Here is a 20,971-nt window from a genome sequence, read left to right on the forward strand (position 1 = left end):
CGCGCGTGGCGGATCCCCTTCCGAATGCCACGAGGACCTGTTCGATGACCCATTCCCCCTCAACCGGCAAGACGCCGCCCGCCCAGCCGCAGGACAGCGCGAAATCGCGCCAGCTCGACGAGCACCGTTCGCGGCCCGACCACGAGGCACTGCGCACCAACCAGGGCGTGCGGATCGCCGACAACCAGAACACGTTGCGCGGCGGCCCGCGCGGCCCGTCGCTGCTCGAAGACTTCATCATGCGCGAGAAGATCACGCATTTCGATCACGAGCGCATTCCGGAGCGGGTGGTGCACGCGCGCGGCTCGGCCGCGCACGGCGTGTTCCGCGTGTACGAGCCGATGGCCGACTACACGAAGGCCGCGTTCCTGCAGGACCCGGCCGCCGAAACGCCGGTGTACGTGCGGTTCTCGACGGTCCAGGGGCCGCGCGGCTCGGCCGACACCGTGCGCGACGTGCGGGGCTTCGCGGTGAAGTTCTATACCGAAGAGGGCAACTACGACCTCGTCGGCAACAACATGCCGGTGTTCTTCATCCAGGATGCGATCAAGTTTCCCGACTTCGTGCATGCGGTGAAGCCCGAGGCGCCGAACGAGATGCCGACCGGCGCGTCCGCGCACGACACGTTCTGGGATTTCGTGTCGCTGGTGCCGGAAACCACCCACACGGTGCTGTGGCTGATGTCCGACCGCGCGCTGCCCGCGAGCTACCGTGCGATGGACGGCTTCGGCGTGCACACGTTCCGCTTCGTGAACGCGGCCGGCGCCGAGCGTTTCGTGAAGTTCCACTGGCGGCCCGTGAGCGGCGCGTATTCGCTGCTGTGGGACGAGGCGCAGCGCATTGCCGGCCATGACCCGGACTTCAACCGGCGCGACCTGTGGATGGCGATCGAGCGCGGCGACTATCCGGAGTTCGAACTCGGCGTGCAGATGATCGATCCGGCCGATGCCGACACGTTCGACTTCGACCTGCTCGACCCGACCAAGCTGGTGCCGGAAGAACTCGTGCCGGTGCGGCCGATCGGCCGGATGACGTTGAACCGCAATCCCGACAACTTCTTCGCGGAAACCGAGCAGGTCGCGTTTCATCCGGGGCACGTGGTGCCCGGCATCGACTTCACGAACGATCCGCTGCTGCAGGGGCGCCTGTTCTCGTACACCGACACGCAATTGAGCCGGCTCGGCGGCCCGAACTTCCACGAGATCCCGATCAACCGGCCGGTGTGCCCGTTCGCGAACAACCAGCGCGATGCGATGCACCGGCAGACGATCAATGTCGGGCAGGCGTCGTACGAACCGAATTCGACGAGCGGCGGCTGGCCGCGCGAGACGCCGCCCGCGCCGGCCGGCGGCGGCTTCGAGACCGTGCACGAGCCGCTCGAAGGCGCCAAGGTGCGCGTGCGCAGCGAGACGTTCGCCGATCATTTCTCGCAGCCCGCGCTGTTCTACCAGAGCATGACCGAGATCGAGCAGCGGCATATCCGCGACGCGTACTGCTTCGAACTCGGCAAGGTGACGCAGCCGCACATTCGCGAGCGGGTGGTCAACGACATCATCGCCCGCTTCGACGCGGGGCTGGCCGCGCAGGTGGCCGAGCGGCTCGGGCTGCCCGCGCCGCACGGGGGCGCGACGCCGGCGGTCGCGCAGCGTTCGCCCGCGCTGAGCCTGATCGGCCGCTCGAAGCCGGGCATCCGGTCGCGCAAGATCGCGCTGATCGCGACCGCCGGCACGAGCGAGGCGCTCGTCCAGCAGGTGCGCGATGCGCTGCAGGCCGCGCACGCGGTGCCGACGATCGTCGCGCCGACGCTGGCGCCGATCGGCAGCATCGTGCCGCAGGCGACGCTGGCCGGCATGCCGTCGGTGATGTTCGACGCGGTGTTCGTGTGCGGCGGCGACGGCGACGGCCGCGACCTCGCGCACAGCGCCGACGCGCGGCATTTCGTGCGCGAAGCGTTCAAGCACCTGAAGCCGATCGCGGCCGTCGGGTCGGGGCGGCAATTGCTGAGCGCCGCGCACCTGCCGGACCCGGCCGAAGGCGTGTGCGTCGGGCAGGCCGTCGATCTCGACGCAGTCCTGAACGACCTGTCCGACCACCTCGGCCGCCATCGCGTGTGGGCACGCGAGCAGCAGGCCGCCGAGTTGCCGGCCTAGCGCCACGCGATCATGGACGTCGTCGTCGCACTGTTCGGACAGGGCCGGATGCTCGGCCCCGGGCAGATGGTGCTGCGCTCGATCGTCGTGTTCGCGATCGCGCTGGTGCTGATCCGCATCGCCGGGCGGCGCGCGTTCGGCCAGCGTTCGCCGTTCGACTACGTGGTCGGCATCCTGCTCGGCGCGATCCTCAGCCGCGCGGTGGTCGGTGCGTCGCCGTTCGTCGCGACGGTGGCCGCGTCGCTCGCGATCGCGCTGCTGCATCGCGTGATCGGCCTGGCCTGCTTGCGCTCGCGCCGGCTCGAACGGCTGCTGGTCGGCGCGGAGCGCGAGGTGTATCGCAACGGCCGCTTCGACGACGCGCAGATGCGCGCGGCGCTGATCACGACGACGGACGTCCATGAGAGCGTGCGTCAGGCGCTCGGCGCGGACGACCTGTCGGACGTCGACGCGGCGATCCTGGAGCGCAACGGCCACGTCAGCATCGTGCGGCGCAGCCGTTCCCGAAAGCCCTGACGGTTGCGTGCGGCGACGGACGCCGCAAGGAGGACATCGATGGCACGCATGATCTGGAAAGGCGCGATCAGCTTCGGGCTCGTTCACGTGCCCGTGCAGCTGTTCCCGGCCACGCGCACCGTGAAGCCGTCGTTCCGGCTGCTCGACAAGCGCTCGATGGACCCGGTCGGCTATCGGCAGGTCAACAAGCGCACCGGCAAGGAAGTCACGCGCGAGGACATCGTGCGCGGCTACGAGTACGAGAAGGAGCGCTATGTCGTGCTGACCGACGACGAGATCCGCGCGGCGAACCCCGAGTCGACGCAGACCGTCGACATCGTCACGTTCGTCGATGCGGGCGCCGTGTCGTTCCTGTATCTCGACACGCCGTACTACCTCGTGCCGGACCGCAAGGGCGAGAAGGTCTATGCGCTGCTGCGCGACGCGCTGAAGGACAGCGGCAAGATCGGCATCGCGCACGTCGTGATGCGCGACCGCCAGCATCTCGGCGCGCTCATTCCGGTCGGGCCGCTGCTCGCGCTCGATACGCTGCGCTGGCAGGAGGAACTGCGGCCGCTCGACGAACTGTCGGTGCCGGCCGACGACGCGAAGCGTGCGGGCGTCAGTGCGCGGGAACTCGCGATGGCGAAGAAGCTGATCGACGACATGTCGGGCTCCTGGACGCCCGACGAGTATCACGACACGTTCCGCGACGACATCCTCGAGCTGGTCGAGCGCAAGGTGCGCGCGGGCCGCATCGAGGAAATCGAGGACCGCCCCGCGCAGACGGCGCGCACGGCGAGCAACGTGGTCGATCTCACCGAGCTGCTCAAGCGCAGCCTGAAGGGCGGCGGCGGTGCGCGTGCCGCGCGCGCGGACGACGACGAGGAAGACCGTGCGTCTTCGCCGTCGCCGTCGACGGGCGCGCGGCGCAAGCCGGCAGCGAAGACATCCGCGAAGGGCGCGGCGAAGAAGCCGGCGAATGCAGCGGCGAAGCGCGCGGCCGCGAAGCACGGCGCGACCGGCACGCACGCGGTGAAGAAGACCGCCGTGCGCCGCAAGCACGCCGCGTGACGATGCGGGAAGGAGGGTGACGCGATGGCCGGCAAGCTCGAACCCTATCGCCGCAAGCGCCGCTTCGATGCGACGCCGGAACCCGAGGGGGCGCATGGACGGCGGCGCGTGCGCGCGGATGCGGACGCGAGCGTGCAGAAGGCGCATGGGCCGCACAAGGCGCACGACGCGCACGACGCACATAAAACGCGACCGTCCGCGCGCACGGCCCGGCCGCTGCGCTTCGTGATCCAGGAGCATCACGCCCGGCGGCTGCACTACGATTTCCGTCTCGAACTCGACGGCACGCTGAAGTCATGGGCGGTGCCGAAAGGGCCGAGCGTCGACCCGTCGGTGAAACGGCTGGCCGTGCACGTCGAGGATCATCCGCTCGAATATGCGTCGTTCGAAGGCGAGATCCCGGCCGGCCATTACGGCGCGGGCTCGGTCACCGTGTGGGACGAGGGCACCTGGACGCCCGATGGCGGCGTTGCCCGGGCACGCGACGGCTACCGCGCGGGCAAGCTGACGTTCCGGCTCGACGGCACGAAGCTGCACGGCGGCTGGGCGCTGGTGCGCAGCGGGCGGCAGCAGGGGCGCCAGGAGCAATGGCTGCTGATCAAGGAGCGCGACGACGACGCGCGCGATGCGGCCAGCTTCGATGTCGTCGCGCAGCAGCCGGGCAGCGTGCATGACGGCCGGACACAGGCGGCGCGCAAGGCGCCTGCCGATCCGCCGCATGACGGCGGGGCGCGCACGACGGCGATCGATCCGTCGCAGGTGGAAGGCGCGGTGCGCGCGGCATTGCCCGAGCGCGTGACGCCGCAACTCGCGACGCTCGTCGATGCCCCGCCCGCGCACGACGACTGGCGCTACGAAGTGAAATTCGACGGCTACCGGATCCTGGCCCGGATCGCGGGCCGCGGTGCGCGTCGGCACGTCACGCTGATGACGCGCGAAGGCCGCGACTGGACCGCGAAGCTGCGCATGCAGCGCGACGCGCTCGCGGCGCTCGAGGTCGACAACGCGTGGCTCGACGGCGAGGCCGTCGTCCTGGGCGAGCACGGGCTGCCCGATTTCCAGGCGCTGCAGAACGCGCTCGGTGCGGGCCGTTCGGACGCGGTGACGCTGTTCGTGTTCGACCTGCCGTTTCTCGACGGATACGACCTGCGCGATGCGCCGCTCACCGCGCGACGCGCGCTGCTCGAACCGTTGCTCGCTGGCAGCGATCCCGCGCGGCTGCGCTACTCGCCCGATCTCGGCGACGACGTCGCGTCGCTGATCGCGAGCGCGTGCGGCACGGGGCTCGAAGGGCTGATCGGCAAGCGCGCGGATTCACGCTATCGCGGTGGCCGCTCGTCCGCGTGGATCAAGCTGAAATGCCGGCGTCGCCAGGAGTTCGTGATCGGCGGCTATACCGAGCCGTCGGGCAGCCGGCACGGCTTCGGCGCGCTGCTGCTCGGCGTGTACGAACCGGCCGCGGGCGGCAAGCCACCACGCGGCAAACCGCCGTTGCGCTATGTCGGCCGGGTCGGCACCGGCTTCGACACGCGTCTGCTCGACCGGCTCGCGGCGACGCTGCGCCGGCATGAACGCGGCACGACGCCGTTCGATCCGCCGCCGCGCGAACGGTCCCGCACGCGCGTCCACTGGGTCGAGCCGACGCTCGTCGCCGAATGCGAATTCGCGGAATGGACGAGCGACGGCATCGTGCGGCAGGCGGCGTTCATCGCGCTGCGCGAAGACAAGCCGGCGCGGCAGATCGTCCGCGAAGTGCCGCGGCCAACCAACACGGAGGCGACGATGAACGAATCCCGCGCGGCGCGCAACGCATCCTCGCGTGCACCGCAACCCGATCCGGCGCACGGCCGCACGCGCGGCGCGCGAGCGTCCGCATCTGCCGGCGACACGCCGCGCGCGGCCGCCGCCGATCAGGTCGGCCGCGTGCGCATCACGCATCCCGAGCGGGTGCTCGATCCGCACAGCGGCACGCGCAAGATCGACCTCGCGCACTACTGGCAATGGGTCGCGCCATGGCTGCTGCCGGACCTGAGGGGCCGGCCCGTGTCGCTCGTGCGCGCCCCGGGCGACATCGCCGGCGAACTGTTCTTCCAGAAGCATGCCGAGCGCCGCGAGATCCCGTACGTCACGCAGCACGAAGGGCTCGATCCCGGCCACGGGCCGCTGCTGTCGATCGACAGCGTCGATGCGCTGCTCGGCGCCGCGCAGATGGGCACGGTCGAGCTGCACACGTGGAACGCGCACGCGTCGAACATCGAGCGGCCGGACCGCATCGTGTTCGACCTCGATCCCGATCCGGCGCTGCCGTGGCGCGCGATGATCGACGCCGCGCAGCTCGTGCGCGGGCTGCTCGACGAGTTGGGGCTCGTCTCGTTCTGCAAAACGAGCGGCGGCAAGGGGCTGCACGTCGTCGTGCCGCTCACGCGGCATGCGGGCTGGGACGACGTGAAGGATTTCTCGCGCGCGGTGGCGCAGCACGTTGCGGGCGCGCTGCCCGACCGTTTCACGGCGACGATGGGGCCGCGCCACCGGCGCGGCAAGATCTTCGTCGACTACCTGCGCAACGGCCGCGGCGCGAGCACGATCGCCGCGTATTCGGTGCGCGCGCGGCCCGGCATGGGCGTATCGGTGCCGCTCGACTGGGACGAGGTGCCCGACACGACGGGCGGGGCGCAATGGACGATCGACACGCTGCCCGAACGCCTCGATGCGTTGAAACGCGATCCGTGGGAAGGCTATGCGCACACGCGGCAGCGCATCACCGCGGCGATGCGCGCGCGGCTGGGCGCCGATACGTGAATGCGTCAACGCCGACGCGGCAGACGGCGGGTGCGTCCCATGGGAGGAAACGGCACGCCGCTTGCTGCGACACTGGCGCGGCACGACGTGTGCCGCGTCACTGAAGGAGGGCTTCATGAGCGGAAGACTGGTTCATTGCAAGGTGGCGATTCTCGCGGTCGACGGCTTCGAGGAAGCCGAACTCGTCGAACCGCAGCGTGCGCTTGCGGCCGAAGGCGCACAGGTCGACGTGATTTCGCAGAAGCCGGGCGAAATCCAGGGCTTCAGGCACGTCGACAAGGGCGCGCGCGTGAAGGTTGACCGCACGTTCGACGACGCGCGCGAGGGCGATTACGACGCGGTCGTGCTGCCCGGCGGCGTCGTGAACGGCGACGCGATCCGGATGGTGCCGGCCGCGCGCGAGTTCGTGACGGCGGCCGTCGGGGCCGGCAAGCCGATCGCGGCGATCTGCCATGGCGGCTGGCTGCTCGTGTCCGCCGGCCTCGTGGAAGGCCGCACGATGACGAGCTGGCCGAGCCTGCAGGACGACATCCGTCATGCGGGCGGCAAGTGGGTCGACCAGGAGGTCGTACGCGACGGCCCGTTCATCACCAGCCGCAAGCCGGACGACCTGCCGGCCTTCAACGGCGCGCTGATCGATTCCCTCGCGCCTCGGGCGGCGTGAACCCGTAGCGGCCGCGCCATGCGTCGTGTCACGCTGACCGACGCACCGCCCGCGTTCCGCGCCATTACAAACCGTTGAAAACATTGCACCGACAGCCGGCGTGCGTCGAGCCTGCGAGCCCGACGCACGTGCGACTCACCGTGCGATCGCGACCGCCGAGTTGACGTTCACGACGGCGGCGCCGTGCTCGAACGGCGGCGCATACAGGAACCGGTCGATCACACCGGCTTCGAACAGCAGGCAACAGGTCGATCCGCCGAACTGGAAGTATCCGATCTCGTCGCCCTTGTCGACGCGCTGGCCCGGCACGACGTCGATCACGCAGGACGACACGTCGCCCATGCCGACGAACACGGCGGCCACGGTGCCGATGCCGGGATCGTCGCAGGCGATCGCGACCACGGCGCGCGTCGCGACCGCCGTGATGTATCCCTGGGAGTCGTTCAGCCCGGCCGGGTCGGCGCCTTCCGCCTCGACGATCGAGTAGTAGGTGCCATGGACCCGGTACGCATGCGTGACGACCCCGCGCACCGGCGCGTGCCAGCGATGGTAGTTGTACGCGCTGAGATACGCCTGGTACAGGTCGCCGCCGACGAAGCGCTCGGCGAGCGACAGCCGGGCCGGCGTGAAGATGTCGCGCAGCGAATACGGCTGCGCCTTGATCCAGAACCGGTCGCGCAGCTTCACGTTCGATTCGATGTGGTACGGCGCGGCCTCGCACGCGCTGACGATCACGTGCGGATCGTCGGGCGCCGCGACCGGGCGCGCGCCGTCGCGAAAGCGCCGCGTGAAGAAGTCGTTCCATGACGTGAAGCCGCCGTGCGGCTGGTCGTCGCGATACTGGAACTGCGATAGCCCGATGCGCTTGCTCGCCGCGTCGCAGAACCAGCCGTCGGGCGCCGACGTGTCGAGATGCGCGCGCGAATGCGGGCCGCCCAGGAAGCCGCACCATACGTTCAGCACGTTCTGCAGATGCGCGTTGACGGCGGCGTCGCGAAACAGCGCATGGCCCGACGGCATGCACATCGGCCAGTCGAGAAAGGCGTTGATCGGGCACACGATCAGGCTCGCGTCGCTGAACGGCGGCGTGTAGGTCATCAGGTGATCCAGGACGGTCATCAACCCGTCGATCGACGTATAGCCGAGCCGGCGGCCCGATTCGACCGCCTCCTCGATCGCGCGGACGAGGGTCATGCGCAGCACCGCGTGGTCGTCGAACAGCCGCGCGAGTTCCTGCACGGCCGGCGTGCGCAGCCGGTCGCCGGCATGCGCGCGGGCATCTGCCGCGAATTTTTCGCGGAACGCGGCCATGTGCGCTTCCTCGCGGGCCATCCATTCGCCGAGACGATGGCGCTGGGGCGGCGGCGGGTTGAGGTCGTTCGGCATCGTTGTCTCCGGGGGGGCGATGATCGGGAATCGATGCAAGGAGCAATCTGCCTGCCCGGTCGGGGGATCGATCTTGCGGATCGAGTGCGCGCCCATAGCATGCCGCAAGCGCGACGAGCCGCTCCGGCATACGGTCGCGGATTGTTCTGTTTCACGCAACATGATGATGTTGTCCGCCGACCTTCTGCCGAATTCACGATGATCCTAGGATGTGTCGCGCAGGCTGTCGCACAAGCACCAGGGTGAGCACGTCATGGTTGCGACTCATGGTTGAAGCGCGAGCCTTGAATCCGCGTCGACGACCGGAGCATGCACGGCATATCGCGTGTCAATCCGGTTGGGCGAAACATCACACCGAACTTCTCTCAGGATCTCGCCATGAGATGGGGTATTTTTCTGCGATCGAGTCTTTTCTCCACGGTACTTTGCGCAGCCGTGCCCGCAGTTGCTTTGGCTGAACCGCTGACTGTCACGGTTGACGATCTCGATCATGACGGTCAGTTCACGAATACTCAGGTGTACAACGGATTTGGATGTCGTGGCGGCAACGTCTCGCCTCGCATCTCGTGGGCACACGTTCCGGCTGGTACCAGAAGCATCGTCGTCACAATGTACGATCCCGATGCCCCGACCGGGGGGCTCGGCTGGACGCATTGGGTGGTCGTCGATATCCCGCCTTCGGAAACGTCGATTCGGAAAGGGGCATCAGGCGATGTGCGGCTCATGCCGGTGGGCGCGCTCGAAACGCTGACGGATTTTGGCGAATCCCGGTACGGTGGGCCATGTCCGCCGCAGGGCGAATCTCATCGATATATCGTGACGGTATCCGCGTTGTCCATTCCGCGTGTCGACGTGAAACCGACGTCGAGTCCGGCGGTCGTTGCCTATCAGATGCACGGAAACATCCTTGGACAGGCACGATATATCGCGACTTACCACCGATCATCGAATTGACCGTGAGCGCCGGTTCGCTCGCGGGACGATGTTTCGTTTGAGGGGCCGCAGCGGAAAGCCTGACAGGTATTGGCCGAGCGCACCGCCGCGATTCCAGGATCAATGAACTGCGATGGTTTTTCGGGTGATCCGGCCGGCGCACGGCATGCGGTTTGCCCTATCGCACCAGTACCGCCTTCACGCAGGCCGGGCCCAGCGGCTCGCCGTTGTCGGAGAACGCCCTGACTGGGTAGACCCTGATATCCATGCGTGGCCGCTCGAACGCATCGAAGCTCCGCCGGCCATGTTCGCCGTAATGGGTGCGGCGACTGAACCCCATCGACTCCAGTGCCGCCGTGAATTGAGCGAAGGTGGGTTCACACGTCGTCAGCGGAGAAGCCTGCGTCCCGGGAATCGGATCAAATATCAGATCCACGCGCGGACCGGTATCTCCGACCGTCACGCGCTGGATACTGAACGCCCAGTTGCCCGGCAAGCGTTGACCATAGCCGAACTGACCGTTGCCAATCGCGATGGTCTGCACGCCGAAGATGCGGTGTACCGTGTCGGGCGTGATGTCGGTAACCTGGCCGCTTGCCTGAATCAGCGCCAGCATGCGTTGCAGCGCTTGCGTCGTGCTCAGGTTGGCTGGCGCCGGGGATTCGATAGGCGATTCGCCCGCGGGGTCCGGCGTGACCGCGTCCGCAGGCTGTCCGTACACGCTGCCAAACGGGAGGCAGACACTCAATGCCGCCACGACGATCCCCCGCGTGACGAACCTGCTGTCGGTGAGCCGGGCTGAACATTCGGGGATACTGCATCGGGTCGGCGTCATGCTGAATCCTTGTGGCGGGTGATGATGGTCGGTAAGGAAAGCGATTCGCACTCCCGATGGACAACGCGAGCGGACTGGTTCGGTTCATGTGCGAGGAGGCTTCGCACCGGCAGAATCGTGCATGTCTTCATGCCGGCGTGGGAATGAACATCGCTGGTGCGCCCGACGCACGCGGTTCTCAGCGTGCCGCGCGAGGGTAGCGGCTGTCGGTCAGGCAGGCGCGTAGCCAGCCGGTGTCTTCCGTGCCCAGTTCGGCTTCGGCATCCAGCTTGGGTAGGGCCGTTGGCGTCAAGGCCGGGCGGCCGGGATGGAGATTCCAGCCGGCGGCCGCCTTGCGCGGCTCGTCCGCATCCGGATCCGGACACGGGCTGCCGCCTTCTGAGCCGTCGCCGCACGCCGCAACGGTTTCGAGCCTGCCCTGGACGACGTTGCCGACCAGGCGCGTCTCGTAGTAACCACCGCTCGCCCAATCGTCCTGCAGGGTGCAGATCCTGTCCTGGTTTTGATAGCGGCGTTCGCTGAAGCATCCGTAGCTCAGTTGACCGTCATGGGGCAGGAAGTCGCATCGGGTCTCGAATCCGGCGAACGGGCCACCCGTGAATTGCGTCAGAAAGGTGCGCTGCGCAAGGGCCGTTTCAAGCAGGCGCGGCGCGGCCTTGCCGCGTTCACTCAAGGTCTCGGTGCGCTGGCGGATCGCCTGCAGCAGGCTCGCGCGCAGGGCCTTGGCATTCGGTGCGCCGGGAAAATCGACCGGATCCGCGAAACGCTTGTCACGCGCCGCGAGCCAGCGTTTCTGACTGCGGACCAGCATCGCGCGCAATTCGCTATCGTTGCCCGCCTGTTGCATGACGGCCGTATAGGCTCTGCCCATTTCCGCATCGGCGGCCTTGAGTTTTTCATCGGCACAGATCGTGTGCTCGACGCGGCTGCTGGCCTTTTGGCAGTCGATTGCATGTGCGGAAGCCGCGGTGAAGAGCAGGGCGACGCAGGCGGCGTGCTGGAGGGTGCGTTTCATGCTGGTTTCCGTGCCGATTCGGTTGTTCGAAGCCTGGGTGAAGCCGCGCTTCAGGTTTTGGGCGGACATGGCGATGGTCCGGGCGTGCGCTCACCGCACGCCGAGCGAATAGTCCTGACCGGCATGCGCGGCTCGTGCGAATGCCCTTGCGCTGAAGCACGCTTGCTCACGCGTCGGCACCCTTGCACCTCATGCTCGCGATACGTTGGTCCGGCCGGGTGCGGTAGAACACGAAGTTCGTCGCCCCCGGGCCCTGATTGCCGCCCTCTTCATCGACGTAGGTTTCCGCAAACACCGGCACGGCGGCGTTGGCGATGGTGACCCGGAAGAACACGTTGTTTTGTGTGTTCGGCGCGGTGGTGCCGTAGTCGAGCGCGCATCGGCCGGCGATGCGCTTGACCGTGGCGCGGCGGCCGAGCTGGCGCAGCAGGATGTCCTGCGTGTCGTCGCTCGGGTAGAACTTGCGCAGCGCGATCGACAGGACCGCGGTCGCGTTGCCGTTGAGGACGACGCCGACGTGGCCTTCGTTGTCCGTTTTGACGCCGGCGTCCTCGCCGACCTTGCCGTCCGGCACATCCACGTCGCCGAAGCCGGTGAGCAGCGTGCTGCCGCTACGGTAGTGCGTGGTCTCGGAGGAATGGCTGTCCGGATTGCCGAGCGGCTTCGCGTCGCTCCAGTGCACGCCGGGCAGGTTGTCGAACGCCGGCCAGGTTGCCGGCTTCGCCGCGCCGAATACGCCCAGCAGCGTTTGCAGCGGCGATGCAGGGGTCGTTTCCGGCACATGGACGGCCGGCAACGACACCGCGGATGCGGGGTCCGCCGTCGGGTTGGCGGGCGGCATGGCGCGCTTGCACGCGCTTAGGCCGAGCAGCAGGACGCCGGCGGACAGCGCACACCACTTCACGGTACGGCGCACATGTATTTGCCTGTCGCCGGCATTACGGTCGTGTATCAACCGCCGAATAGCACTTGTATGAAACGTGTTCATTTCCCAAATATTAGGATCGGAAAATATATCGAGAAGTAGAAACACGGCGATCGTTGTGCGTGCGCCGATTGCCTCGGCTTGACTGATCGCAATTCTAGTCAAAGTAGATCGACTAGTATACATTCATCATATCGTTCTTCTAGCGTCGTCACGGTGTGAACCGGATGCCAAGCGGTGCAGGGGCGCCGAGTGTGGCTTGGGCAGGAATTTCACGATGACACGGACAGCCAGTATCGATGAGATCGCCCGTAGCCTGAACGGATTGGAGCCACCCTGGCTGCCCGCCTATGACATGCGGGCCTATGCAGCAAAGGTGGATTCGGAATGCGGATATAGCTCGGAAATGATGGTCGCCCTCGAGATCAATACGCGAATGTTCGAGGAAGTCGTTGCGTACGTGCATTTGTGCGGCGCGTTCGCACCGCTGCATCGATCCACGGCGCGGCAGTACGAATGCGTGCGCAACGACTCGGCCGAAATCGACGATGTGCTTGCACAGCATGCGACCGGCGCATGTCCTACGTACACGGGGTTGCTGGCGTCGTTCGTCGATCGGGGCATCGTCGTGCGATGTGCGCCAGGTTGAGGTTCCGCCCCAGTAACGGCTTCGTGCCGCTTTCCTTTCGACTGCGACGCGTCGCGTTCGCAGTCGCGATCAGGACCCAGCTCAAGATGACCACGCCTTCCGGACGCCCCGCCATGCAGACAAGAACCCTCAAGAAAGCCACTGCTTTGTTCGCCCGGGTCAACCGGGCGACCGCCGACCGGTCGCGTCGATGCGCGTCGGCTGTTGGCGCGACGGCCGGGCTATTGCTCGCCGCCAGCATGTTTTCCGGGTGTGCGCCGCTGTCGGCGTCCGCGCCGGCGGATCCTCAACAACAGGCTGTCGCAGAACAGCGGAATGCGAATGCGTTGTATAGCCAGAAGGTGTTGGCATACAAGCCGATGTTCGAAAATCCGGGCGGCTATGGTCGAGCGCAGATACTGGATGCGTACGAGGCAGTCCTCCAGCAGTACGCCGCCGCTGCGATCGTGTATGCCCGCATCATCTATCCCGACGCTCGACAGACGCTTCCACCTTCGCTGCAGCCATTGGCGGCCCCGTCGGGGCCGGTCACGCTGGCGGTCGTCAATCGCGACTACGAACATGTACTCGGCATGAGCGCTGCGTTGTGGGAGATGGATATGGCGGCGAACTTTGGCCGGCCGTCGAAATTGCCGATACCGAAATACAACGGCCCGGTGCTGATCATGCCGCCTTTGCCGCCGTTTCCACCGCTGCAGGATGTTCGCGATCCGAAGTTCGCGCGGCTCGTGACGATGACGAAGAAAGTGGACGACGCGCAGAAGGCGGATCTGGCACGAGAGCACGCCGCGATCGAGCAACAGTATGCGGAGCAGGCTGCGTGGCGGGCTCGACACCCCATGGGGCAGTATGACCACATCGATCCGAGGACCGGACTGCCGTATGCGCCCCCGCCGCAGGAGACGCAGCGCTGGTGCATGATGGGCGGCGGCCGGGTGCCTTGCTGAAACCGCTGCGCGCAGCGGTCATGACGGCATCCGTTTCCGACGTGGGGCCGTCTGCTTCAAACCCCGTACATGTGTCGGCCTGCGTGACGCTGTTCGCGGGCGGCGTATCGGTTGCGCGTCCTGGTCAACCGGCATCCGGCAGCGTGCACACGTGCCCGACAGGCTGAAAGGAGCGGTGCTGGCGGCGGTGCTAAGATGCCGCCCTGTAGTCAGGAGATGCATGAATGCGCGCGAGCAAACGCCAGCAGGTGGTCGACAAGGCAGGTGAGCTGTTTTCCCTCCATGGCTTTCATCCGGTCGGCATCGACCGGATCATCGCCGAAGCGGACGTTGCCCGCATGACGCTCTACCATCACTTCGCCGGCAAGGACGATCTGATCAAGGCCGTGCTGGAGCAGCGCTACACCTTCATCATGGAGAGCATCGCCGCGAAGCTCGACCCCATGCCGCACGCCGCTGCGCGCCTGAAGGGGATTTTCGACTGGTACGGCACGTGGTTCAGCAGCCCGGCGTTCGCGGGCTGCCTGTTCGAGCGTGCGCTGGCCGAGTTCGGCGCGACCTGCCCGAAGGTGACGGACGTGGCGGTGCGCTATCGGGACGACTTGCTGGCCCTCATGGAGCAACTGCTCGCCGAGATCGTTCCGCGTCGCCGGGCGCGTCAGCTGGCAGGCGTGTACGTGATGTTACTGAGCGGCGCGACCGCGGATGCGCGTGCGATCGGCGATGCGCAGGCTGCCGCAAGGGCCTGGCAGGCGGCGGAGATGTTGCTGAACGAGTCCAGGGTCGCAGCGGAAAGCCTGCGTAAAGCCCGTAGCCGTCGTGCTTGATCGTCGAGGCCCTTGTTCAGCCCTCGCGCAACGTCGGCCGTAGCGCACGCTCGCGTCGCCGCCAGTGAGCGGCAACGCGCGAATCGGCGGCCCTGGCCGACGCCGGCCCCGATCGGCGGGCCGGCATCGACAACGCATCAATACGACAGACCGAATCCGAACGGATACAACGGATGCGCGGTATCGTGCGGCACGTCTTCCAACTGCGCCGCGACTTCCGCCATCGACGACGGCAGCTCGAATGGCAGCTTCCCTTGCGGTTGACCTTTGCCGGTCAGCACGTCGAACAGCGCGGCATCGGTCACGCCGAAATTGGCGAGGATCGCGGTGGCCTTGTCCTGCACGTTGGTCAGGATCGCGGGACGATCCATGTACACCGAGACGATCGACTTCGGCGCGAGCGCGGCCTGCTTGATGGCTTCGTAATCCGCACTGCCGTCGACGAACGCGAGACTGCCTTCATGCTGCATCGAGCCGAACATGTAGTTCGGGTGCAGCGTCTGATAGGGCGTGCTCACGCGGAGAATCGCCACGTCCGCGGCTTGCGGCGTATCGACGACCTGATAACCGTATTGCCGTGCGACGGCGGGATCGATACCGTACAGCCAGACCTTCTTGCCCGACGCCGTCATCGGCAGCAGCTTGCCGTTGTTCTGCAGCAGCACCATCGAGCGGCGCTGCGCATCGAGTGCCTGGGCCTGGAAGCCGGCATTTCCGACGATCTTGCCGGCCGCGTCCGCATCGACATACGGATGGTCGAACAGGCCCTGCTGGAATTTCTGCAGCAGGACGCGATAGGCCGACTCCGACACGCGCGCTTCCGACAACTGCCCGCGGTTGACCGCGTCGATGAGGTCGCTCGGATCGTCGTCTCCGCCGAACTGGTCGATGCCGGCGTTGACCGCCCGCGTGAAACGCTGAACGCGGGTCGCGCCCTCCATCCCCCAGGGCATGCCCAGTCCGACGAACGACGGCGCCCCCGACGACACGCCGTTGATGCAGTTCGCGTCGCAGTCGTCGGCGATCAGCCAGTCGGACACGATCACGCCGTTGAAGCCGTATTTCCCGCGCAGCAGGTCGGTCAACAACGCCTTGTCGTAAGCGCCGCCGACCGGCTCCAGCGTGATGCCGTCGACCGTCACCGTCATGTCCGGTTCGGAATAGGTCGGCATGACCGAGCCGACGTTGGCGGCGAAGGCGCCTTCGAACGGCTTCAGGTGATAGGCGAAATTGTTGCCCGGATAGGTCGCATAGCGGCCGTAGTAATTGTGGCTGTCGAAGCCGAGTTTCTGCGCGCCGTATCCGGCCCAGTGCTTGACGACGGCGATGACGCTATTCGCCTGGATGCCGTTGCTGCCGCCCTGGAAGCCTTCGATATAGGCCTGGACCTGCGCGCGGGCGAGATCGGCGTCTTCGCCGAACGTGCCGTTGATGCGGGCCCAGCGCGGCTCGGTCGCGAGATCGGCTTGAGGCGAAAGCGCTTCGGTGATGCCGACGGCGCGATACTCCTGGCGCGCGATATCGCCGAAGTTTCGCGTGAGTGCCGCATCGCCGATCGCGGCGAAGCCGAGCGTTTCCGGCCATTGCGAGAAACCGCTGCTGCCTGCGCTGGCGCCGAGCGTGTACTGGAAATGATTGCGCGGGTCGGAGCTGATCGTCACCGGGATGCCGAGCCGCGACTGCTCGGCCAGCGTCTGGATCTGGTTGGCCTGGACGGCCATGGTGTGCGCATCGGCACTCATGCGCGTGATGTAGGTATTGACGCCCCGCTGATTGATGAGCGTCTTGAGCGCGGCCAGGTCGTAAGCGGAGCCGGTGCCCGCACCGGTCGTGTCGTTCAGCACCGGCGCGGTGCCGTGCATCATCAGGCCGGCTTTCTCGGCCAGCGTGAGGCGGCCGACCAGGTCGCGTGCGCGCACTTCTGCGCTCAGCCGCCAGTCTTCGTACGGTTCGAGCTGGCCGCTCTTGTCCATGTCCTTGAACTTGAGACCGTCCTTGGTGATCAGGTTCAACGTCGTGTAGCCGAAGTCCTGCTGCGTGACCGGCGTGGAAGAGGAATCGACGCCGCCGCAGGCAAACAGCCCCAGGGCGAGCGCGGTGCCCGACGCGGCCCATGCCGAGCGGTGAATGGCTGATCTCGTGATGCGTTGCATGCTTGTCTCCTGAGTCGGATTTTTTTGGCGCGGCCGTGATGCCTGACGCATGGCCGCAGGCCACTTTACCGAGCTGTTTCAGGAGACGTTTTGCCGCCGGGTGCAGTTTTTGCCCCGCCGGGGCGCGATGTGTCAGGCGATGCGATCGGGCGGATTTTCAATGCGGTCTATCGGCTTCGGGAGCCGGCTCGTCGCTCGTCCGCCCGCGCCCGCTATGCGTGAACGGCCACCCGATATCGCGTGGTCTGTCGATAGACCGCGTCCGGATAAAGGATCACGTCGCCGCTCAAACCGGCCATGTTCACCTGGTTCGGAAAGCCGCCCGCCTCCAGGCACAGCGCCGCGTGTGGCGTGCAACGTGTGCCGCCGCTTACGCGCAGGCCATCGAGATAGTTGCCCGTATAGAGTTGCAGGCCGCGCTGATCGGTCGACACGATCAGCTCGCGGCCGCTTTCCGGGTCATAGACGCGGGCGACGGGCCGGCCCTCGTGCGCGCCGTCGCCCAGCACGAAGCAATGATCGAAGCCGCGCGCGCGAGCCAGTTGCGCGTTCGGCCAGTCGAGGCGCGCGCCGATCGGCGCGCTGTGCCGGAAATCGAACGCGGTACCCGTCACGGCGGCCGTGCCGGTCGGGATCAGCGCCTCGTCCACTTCGAGGAACGCGTCGGCGTCGATCTGCAGCAGATGGCCGCGCACGTCGCTGCCCGCGCGCCCGCTCAGGTTGAAGTAGCTGTGATTCGTCAGGTTCAGCGGCGTCGGCGCATCGGTGCGCCCCGTATAGTCGATCGTCAGGGTGCCGTCGTCGTCGAGCGTGTAGCGAACCTGCACGGTCACGTTGCCGGGAAAGCCCCCGTCGCCTTCCGGCGAGTCGAGTCGAAGCGTGAGCCCGCCGCAGTCGTCGATCACGTCCCAGCGCGCGCGATGAAAGCCATTCGCGCCGCCGTGCAGCAGGTTGCCGTTCTCGTTGCGGTCGAGCGGGTAGCCGATGCCGTCGAGTTCGAAGCGCGCACCGGCGATCCGGTTCGCCCAGCGGCCGACCGTCGCGCCGAGGTAGGCGCCGGATTCGAGGTACTCGGCCGGCGTGTCGTGCGCGAGCACGATATCGGCGAAGCGCCCCGTGCGATCGGGCGCGAGCCACGACACGACGGTCGCGCCGAGGTCGCTGATGCCCACGCGCATCCCGTGCGCGTTGCGCAGCGTGTAGCGTCGAACGGGCTCGCCGTCGGGCAGCGTGCCCCACGGTTCGGCATGCACGCGCGCCGCGCCGTGCGTCAGGGAGGAAGAATCGGTATCGATGTGCATGGGGGAGAGCTCAGATGGGCGGCGGCCGTCAGCAGGAGGCTGAGGCGGCCGCGCGTTCCTGATATTCGCGCGGGGTGCAGCCGAGTTCGCGCCGGAACACCGCGTACATGTATTGAAGCGACGTGAACCCGCAACGGATCGCGACTTCTGCGCTCGACGCCTGCCGGCCGGCGAGCAGCGCCTGCGCGGCTTCGAGCTTGTGGCGCAGGATTTCCTGGTGGACGGTGCGCTGCAGTTCGCGCCGGAAGTGCTCCTCGAGCAGCGAACGCGACACGCCGACATAGTCGGCAACCTGTTCGGTCTTGATCCCCTGGCACGCGTACTGGCGAATGAAATGCCGCGCGCGCATCACGTGCGGGCTCGCCAGCGGCTGGTGGCGGGTCGACTCGAGCACGTTGATGCCGACCGGCGGCACGAGAATGCGCTGCCCGGGAAAACGCGCGCCGCGCAGCATCCGGTGCAGCAGGTGCGCGGCGGTGCGGCCCATTTCCTCGGTGCCCTGGATTACCGACGACAGCGGAATGCGCGTCAGCGTGCGCGTGAGCGGATCGTTGTCGATGCCGATGATCGCCACCTGTTCCGGCACCGCGATGCCGGCGATCAGGCAGGCCTGCAGCAGGTGCCGCGCACGCGCATCGGTCACGGCGATCACGCCGACGGGCTTCGGCAGCGCATGCAGCCAGTCGATCAGCTGTTCGATCGCGTGATTCCAGCCCGATGCGCTCGTCGACAGCCCGCGGTAGATCGGCGCATCGAGCCCGTCCGCGCGCGCGAGCCGGTCGAACGCGAGCTCGCGCTGCTGCGCCCACCGGTTCTCCTGCGCGATCGGCAGGCTGTACATCGCGAAGTGCGCGAGCCCTGCGCCGATCAGGTGCGTATAGGCGAGCGACACGAGCTTCGGGTTGTCCGTCGCAATATATGGGACATCGTCGGGATACTGGGCCGGATCCTCGTACGACGAGCCGACCGCGACGACCGGCAGCGGCGAGCCCGCGAGTGCGTCGGCGACGGCCGGGTCGTCGAAGTCCGCGATGATGCCGTCGCCGTCGAAGCGCTCGATGCCGGTGAGCCGGCAGCGGAAGTCGTCTTCGAGGAACAGGTCCCACACGACGCGCGTCGTGTGCAGGTACTGGCCGATGCCGCTGATGATCTCGCGGTCGTAGACCTTGTTCGCGTTGAACAGCAGCGCGATGCGATGCGGTGTCTGGGCGGAAGGGACGCGTGTCATCTCGATCTCGGGGCACCTGCGTCGAGGGGCGCGGTGCCGTTGTCTCCGGGGCGCGCCCGGGTCGGCGGCGCGCGGTGTCTGGTGTTTGGCGATTGTAGGGCGGAACGCGCGCCGCGCGCAGCGGCTGGCAAGAAACATTAAGCGTGCTGCGCAATTTCGCAATTGCCGCCCGGCAGGGGCGCGGGCACGATCCAGCCTACCGAATTCGGCCGCGTGCGCCACCCCGACGCACGTTGCGCTGCAACAAGACCCAGCACGGAGACGCCATGTCGTATTTCGAACACATTCCCGCGATTCGCTACGAAGGCCCGCAGTCGGACAATCCGCTCGCGTACCACCATTACGACCCCGAGCGGCGCGTGCTGGGCAAGACGCTCGCCGAGCATTTGCGGATCGCCGTCTGCTATTGGCACACGTTCGTGTGGCCGGGCCACGACATCTTCGGGCAGGGCGCGTTCCAGCGGCCGTGGCAGCAGCCGGGCGACGCGCTCGAGCGGGCGCGGCTGAAGGCCGATGCGGCATTCGAATTCTTCACGAAGCTCGGCACGCCTTTCTATACGTTCCATGACACCGACGTCGCGCCGGAAGGCGACAGCCTGCGGGAATATGCGGCGAATTTCGCGCGGATGGTCGACTATCTCGGCGAGCGGCAGCAGGCGAGCGGCGTGCGGCTCCTGTGGGGCACCGCGAACCTGTTCTCGCACCCGCGCTTCGCGGCCGGCGCCGCGACGAACCCTAACCCCGACGTGTTCGCGTGGGCCGCGACCCAGGTGTGCCATGCGCTCGACGCGACGCACCGGCTCGGCGGCGAGAACTACGTGCTGTGGGGCGGGCGGGAAGGGTACGAGACGCTGCTCAATACGGACCTGAAGCGCGAGCGCGACCAGTTTGCCCGCTTCCTGTCGATGGTCGTCGAGCACAAGCACCGGATCGGCTTCAAGGGTGCGCTGCTGATCGAGCCGAAGCCGCAGGAGCCGACCAAGCACCAGTACGACTACGACGTCGCGACCGTGCATGGCTTCCTTGTGCAGTACGGATTGCAGAACGAAATCCGCGTGAACATCGAGGCGAACCACGCGACGCTCGCCGGCCACTCGTTTCATCACGAGATCGCGAATGCGTTCGCGCTCGGCGTGTTCGGCAGCGTCGATGCGAACCGCGGCGATCCGCAGAACGGCTGGGACACCGACCAGTTCCCGAACAGCGTCGAGGAGCTGACGCTCGCGTTCTACGAAATCCTGCGTCACGGCGGCTTCACGACCGGCGGGATGAACTTCGACGCGAAGGTGCGCCGCCAGAGCATCGATCCGGAAGACCTGTTCCATGGCCACGTCGGCGCGATCGACGTGCTCGCGCTCGCGCTCGAACGCGCGGCGGTGCTGGTCGAGAACGACCGCCTCGACGCGCTGCGCCGGCAACGCTATGCGCAGTGGGACGACGCGTTCGGCCGCAAGATCCTGGCGGGCGACTATACGCTGGAGTCGCTCGCGGCCGATGCGCTTGCGCGCGGCGTGAACCCGCAGCACGTGAGCGGCGCGCAGGAGCGCTGCGAGAACATCGTGAACCAGGCGATCTACGGGCTGCGCTGAC

17 protein-coding genes are annotated in these 20,971 nt (G+C 67.2%); 10 read left to right on the top strand and 7 right to left on the bottom strand.

Annotation, left to right across the window (positions count from 1 at the left end; translation table 11 throughout):
* The first annotated feature begins 44 nt into the window (after positions 1-44).
* The 5 genes from katE to CFB41_RS35190 all read left to right on the top strand — a co-directional run bounded on the left by katE (position 45) and on the right by CFB41_RS35190 (position 7,182).
* Positions 45-2,150, top strand: a complete 2,106-nt coding sequence (gene katE / locus CFB41_RS35170) for a catalase HPII (RefSeq protein ID WP_089459858.1) — start codon at positions 45-47, stop codon at positions 2,148-2,150.
* A 12-nt stretch (positions 2,151-2,162) separates the two neighbouring features.
* Positions 2,163-2,666: a DUF421 domain-containing protein gene (locus tag CFB41_RS35175; protein WP_089459859.1), complete on the top strand. Its 504-nt coding sequence runs from the start codon at positions 2,163-2,165 to the stop codon at positions 2,664-2,666.
* Between the two features lie 39 nt (positions 2,667-2,705).
* Positions 2,706-3,719 carry a Ku protein gene (locus tag CFB41_RS35180; protein WP_089459860.1) on the top strand — a complete coding sequence of 338 codons (1,014 nt, stop codon included), beginning with the start codon at positions 2,706-2,708 and terminating at the stop codon, positions 3,717-3,719.
* Positions 3,720-3,743: 24 nt separating this feature from the next.
* Complete coding sequence (gene ligD, locus CFB41_RS35185; RefSeq protein WP_089459861.1) at positions 3,744-6,518, top strand: DNA ligase D; 2,775 nt, start codon at positions 3,744-3,746, stop codon at positions 6,516-6,518.
* Positions 6,519-6,633: 115 nt separating this feature from the next.
* Positions 6,634-7,182, top strand: coding sequence for a type 1 glutamine amidotransferase domain-containing protein (locus tag CFB41_RS35190; RefSeq protein WP_089444024.1), 549 nt, complete (start codon positions 6,634-6,636; stop codon positions 7,180-7,182).
* 135 nt (positions 7,183-7,317) lie between these two features.
* Here the strand turns inward: CFB41_RS35190 and CFB41_RS35195 are convergent, their stop codons facing one another.
* A complete protein-coding gene (locus tag CFB41_RS35195; protein WP_089459862.1) occupies positions 7,318-8,568 on the bottom strand; it encodes a phosphatidylserine decarboxylase family protein in 1,251 nt (416 codons plus the stop codon).
* A gap of 378 nt (positions 8,569-8,946) precedes the next feature.
* Here CFB41_RS35195 and CFB41_RS35200 point away from each other — a divergent pair, with 378 nt between their 5' ends.
* A complete protein-coding gene (locus tag CFB41_RS35200; protein ID WP_089459863.1) occupies positions 8,947-9,522 on the top strand; it encodes a YbhB/YbcL family Raf kinase inhibitor-like protein in 576 nt (191 codons plus the stop codon).
* A gap of 157 nt (positions 9,523-9,679) precedes the next feature.
* On the opposite strand, the gene CFB41_RS35205 is transcribed toward CFB41_RS35200, so the two are convergent.
* From CFB41_RS35205 to CFB41_RS35215, 3 genes are all read right to left on the bottom strand, one after another.
* Positions 9,680-10,336 (bottom strand): hypothetical protein, encoded by a 657-nt coding sequence (locus CFB41_RS35205; protein ID WP_089459864.1) that lies wholly within the window; start codon positions 10,334-10,336, stop codon positions 9,680-9,682.
* A 178-nt stretch (positions 10,337-10,514) separates the two neighbouring features.
* On the bottom strand, positions 10,515-11,420 hold the full coding sequence (locus tag CFB41_RS35210; protein ID WP_089459865.1) for a lysozyme inhibitor LprI family protein: 906 nt from the start codon (positions 11,418-11,420) through the stop codon (positions 10,515-10,517).
* A gap of 97 nt (positions 11,421-11,517) precedes the next feature.
* Positions 11,518-12,267 (bottom strand): hypothetical protein, encoded by a 750-nt coding sequence (locus CFB41_RS35215; RefSeq protein WP_089459866.1) that lies wholly within the window; start codon positions 12,265-12,267, stop codon positions 11,518-11,520.
* Between the two features lie 286 nt (positions 12,268-12,553).
* Here CFB41_RS35215 and CFB41_RS35220 point away from each other — a divergent pair, with 286 nt between their 5' ends.
* The 3 genes from CFB41_RS35220 (at position 12,554) to CFB41_RS35230 (ending at position 14,699) form a co-directional block, all read left to right on the top strand.
* Positions 12,554-12,925: a hypothetical protein gene (locus CFB41_RS35220; protein WP_144029997.1), complete on the top strand. Its 372-nt coding sequence runs from the start codon at positions 12,554-12,556 to the stop codon at positions 12,923-12,925.
* Positions 12,926-13,011: 86 nt separating this feature from the next.
* The gene (locus CFB41_RS35225) at positions 13,012-13,872 is read left to right on the top strand and encodes a hypothetical protein (protein ID WP_089460126.1); all 861 of its coding nucleotides are present in this window, start codon (positions 13,012-13,014) and stop codon (positions 13,870-13,872) included.
* A gap of 224 nt (positions 13,873-14,096) precedes the next feature.
* Positions 14,097-14,699 carry a TetR/AcrR family transcriptional regulator gene (locus tag CFB41_RS35230; protein ID WP_089459868.1) on the top strand — a complete coding sequence of 201 codons (603 nt, stop codon included), beginning with the start codon at positions 14,097-14,099 and terminating at the stop codon, positions 14,697-14,699.
* Between the two features lie 137 nt (positions 14,700-14,836).
* Here the strand turns inward: CFB41_RS35230 and CFB41_RS35235 are convergent, their stop codons facing one another.
* The 3 genes from CFB41_RS35235 to CFB41_RS35245 all read right to left on the bottom strand — a co-directional run bounded on the left by CFB41_RS35235 (position 14,837) and on the right by CFB41_RS35245 (position 19,381).
* Entirely contained in the window at positions 14,837-16,852 is a 2,016-nt protein-coding gene (locus CFB41_RS35235; protein WP_089459869.1) for a glycoside hydrolase family 3 N-terminal domain-containing protein, read from the bottom strand.
* A 212-nt stretch (positions 16,853-17,064) separates the two neighbouring features.
* Entirely contained in the window at positions 17,065-18,153 is a 1,089-nt protein-coding gene (locus tag CFB41_RS35240; protein WP_089459870.1) for an aldose epimerase family protein, read from the bottom strand.
* A 28-nt stretch (positions 18,154-18,181) separates the two neighbouring features.
* Complete coding sequence (locus CFB41_RS35245) at positions 18,182-19,381, bottom strand: DNA-binding transcriptional regulator (protein WP_089459871.1); 1,200 nt, start codon at positions 19,379-19,381, stop codon at positions 18,182-18,184.
* A gap of 266 nt (positions 19,382-19,647) precedes the next feature.
* Between CFB41_RS35245 and xylA the strand changes: the two genes are divergently transcribed.
* On the top strand, positions 19,648-20,970 hold the full coding sequence (xylA, locus tag CFB41_RS35255) for a xylose isomerase (RefSeq protein ID WP_089459872.1): 1,323 nt from the start codon (positions 19,648-19,650) through the stop codon (positions 20,968-20,970).
* The last annotated feature ends 1 nt before the right edge of the window (position 20,971 follow it).

Source organism: Burkholderia sp. AU33803 (assembly GCF_002223095.1).
Classification (GTDB): Bacteria; Pseudomonadota; Gammaproteobacteria; order Burkholderiales; family Burkholderiaceae; genus Burkholderia.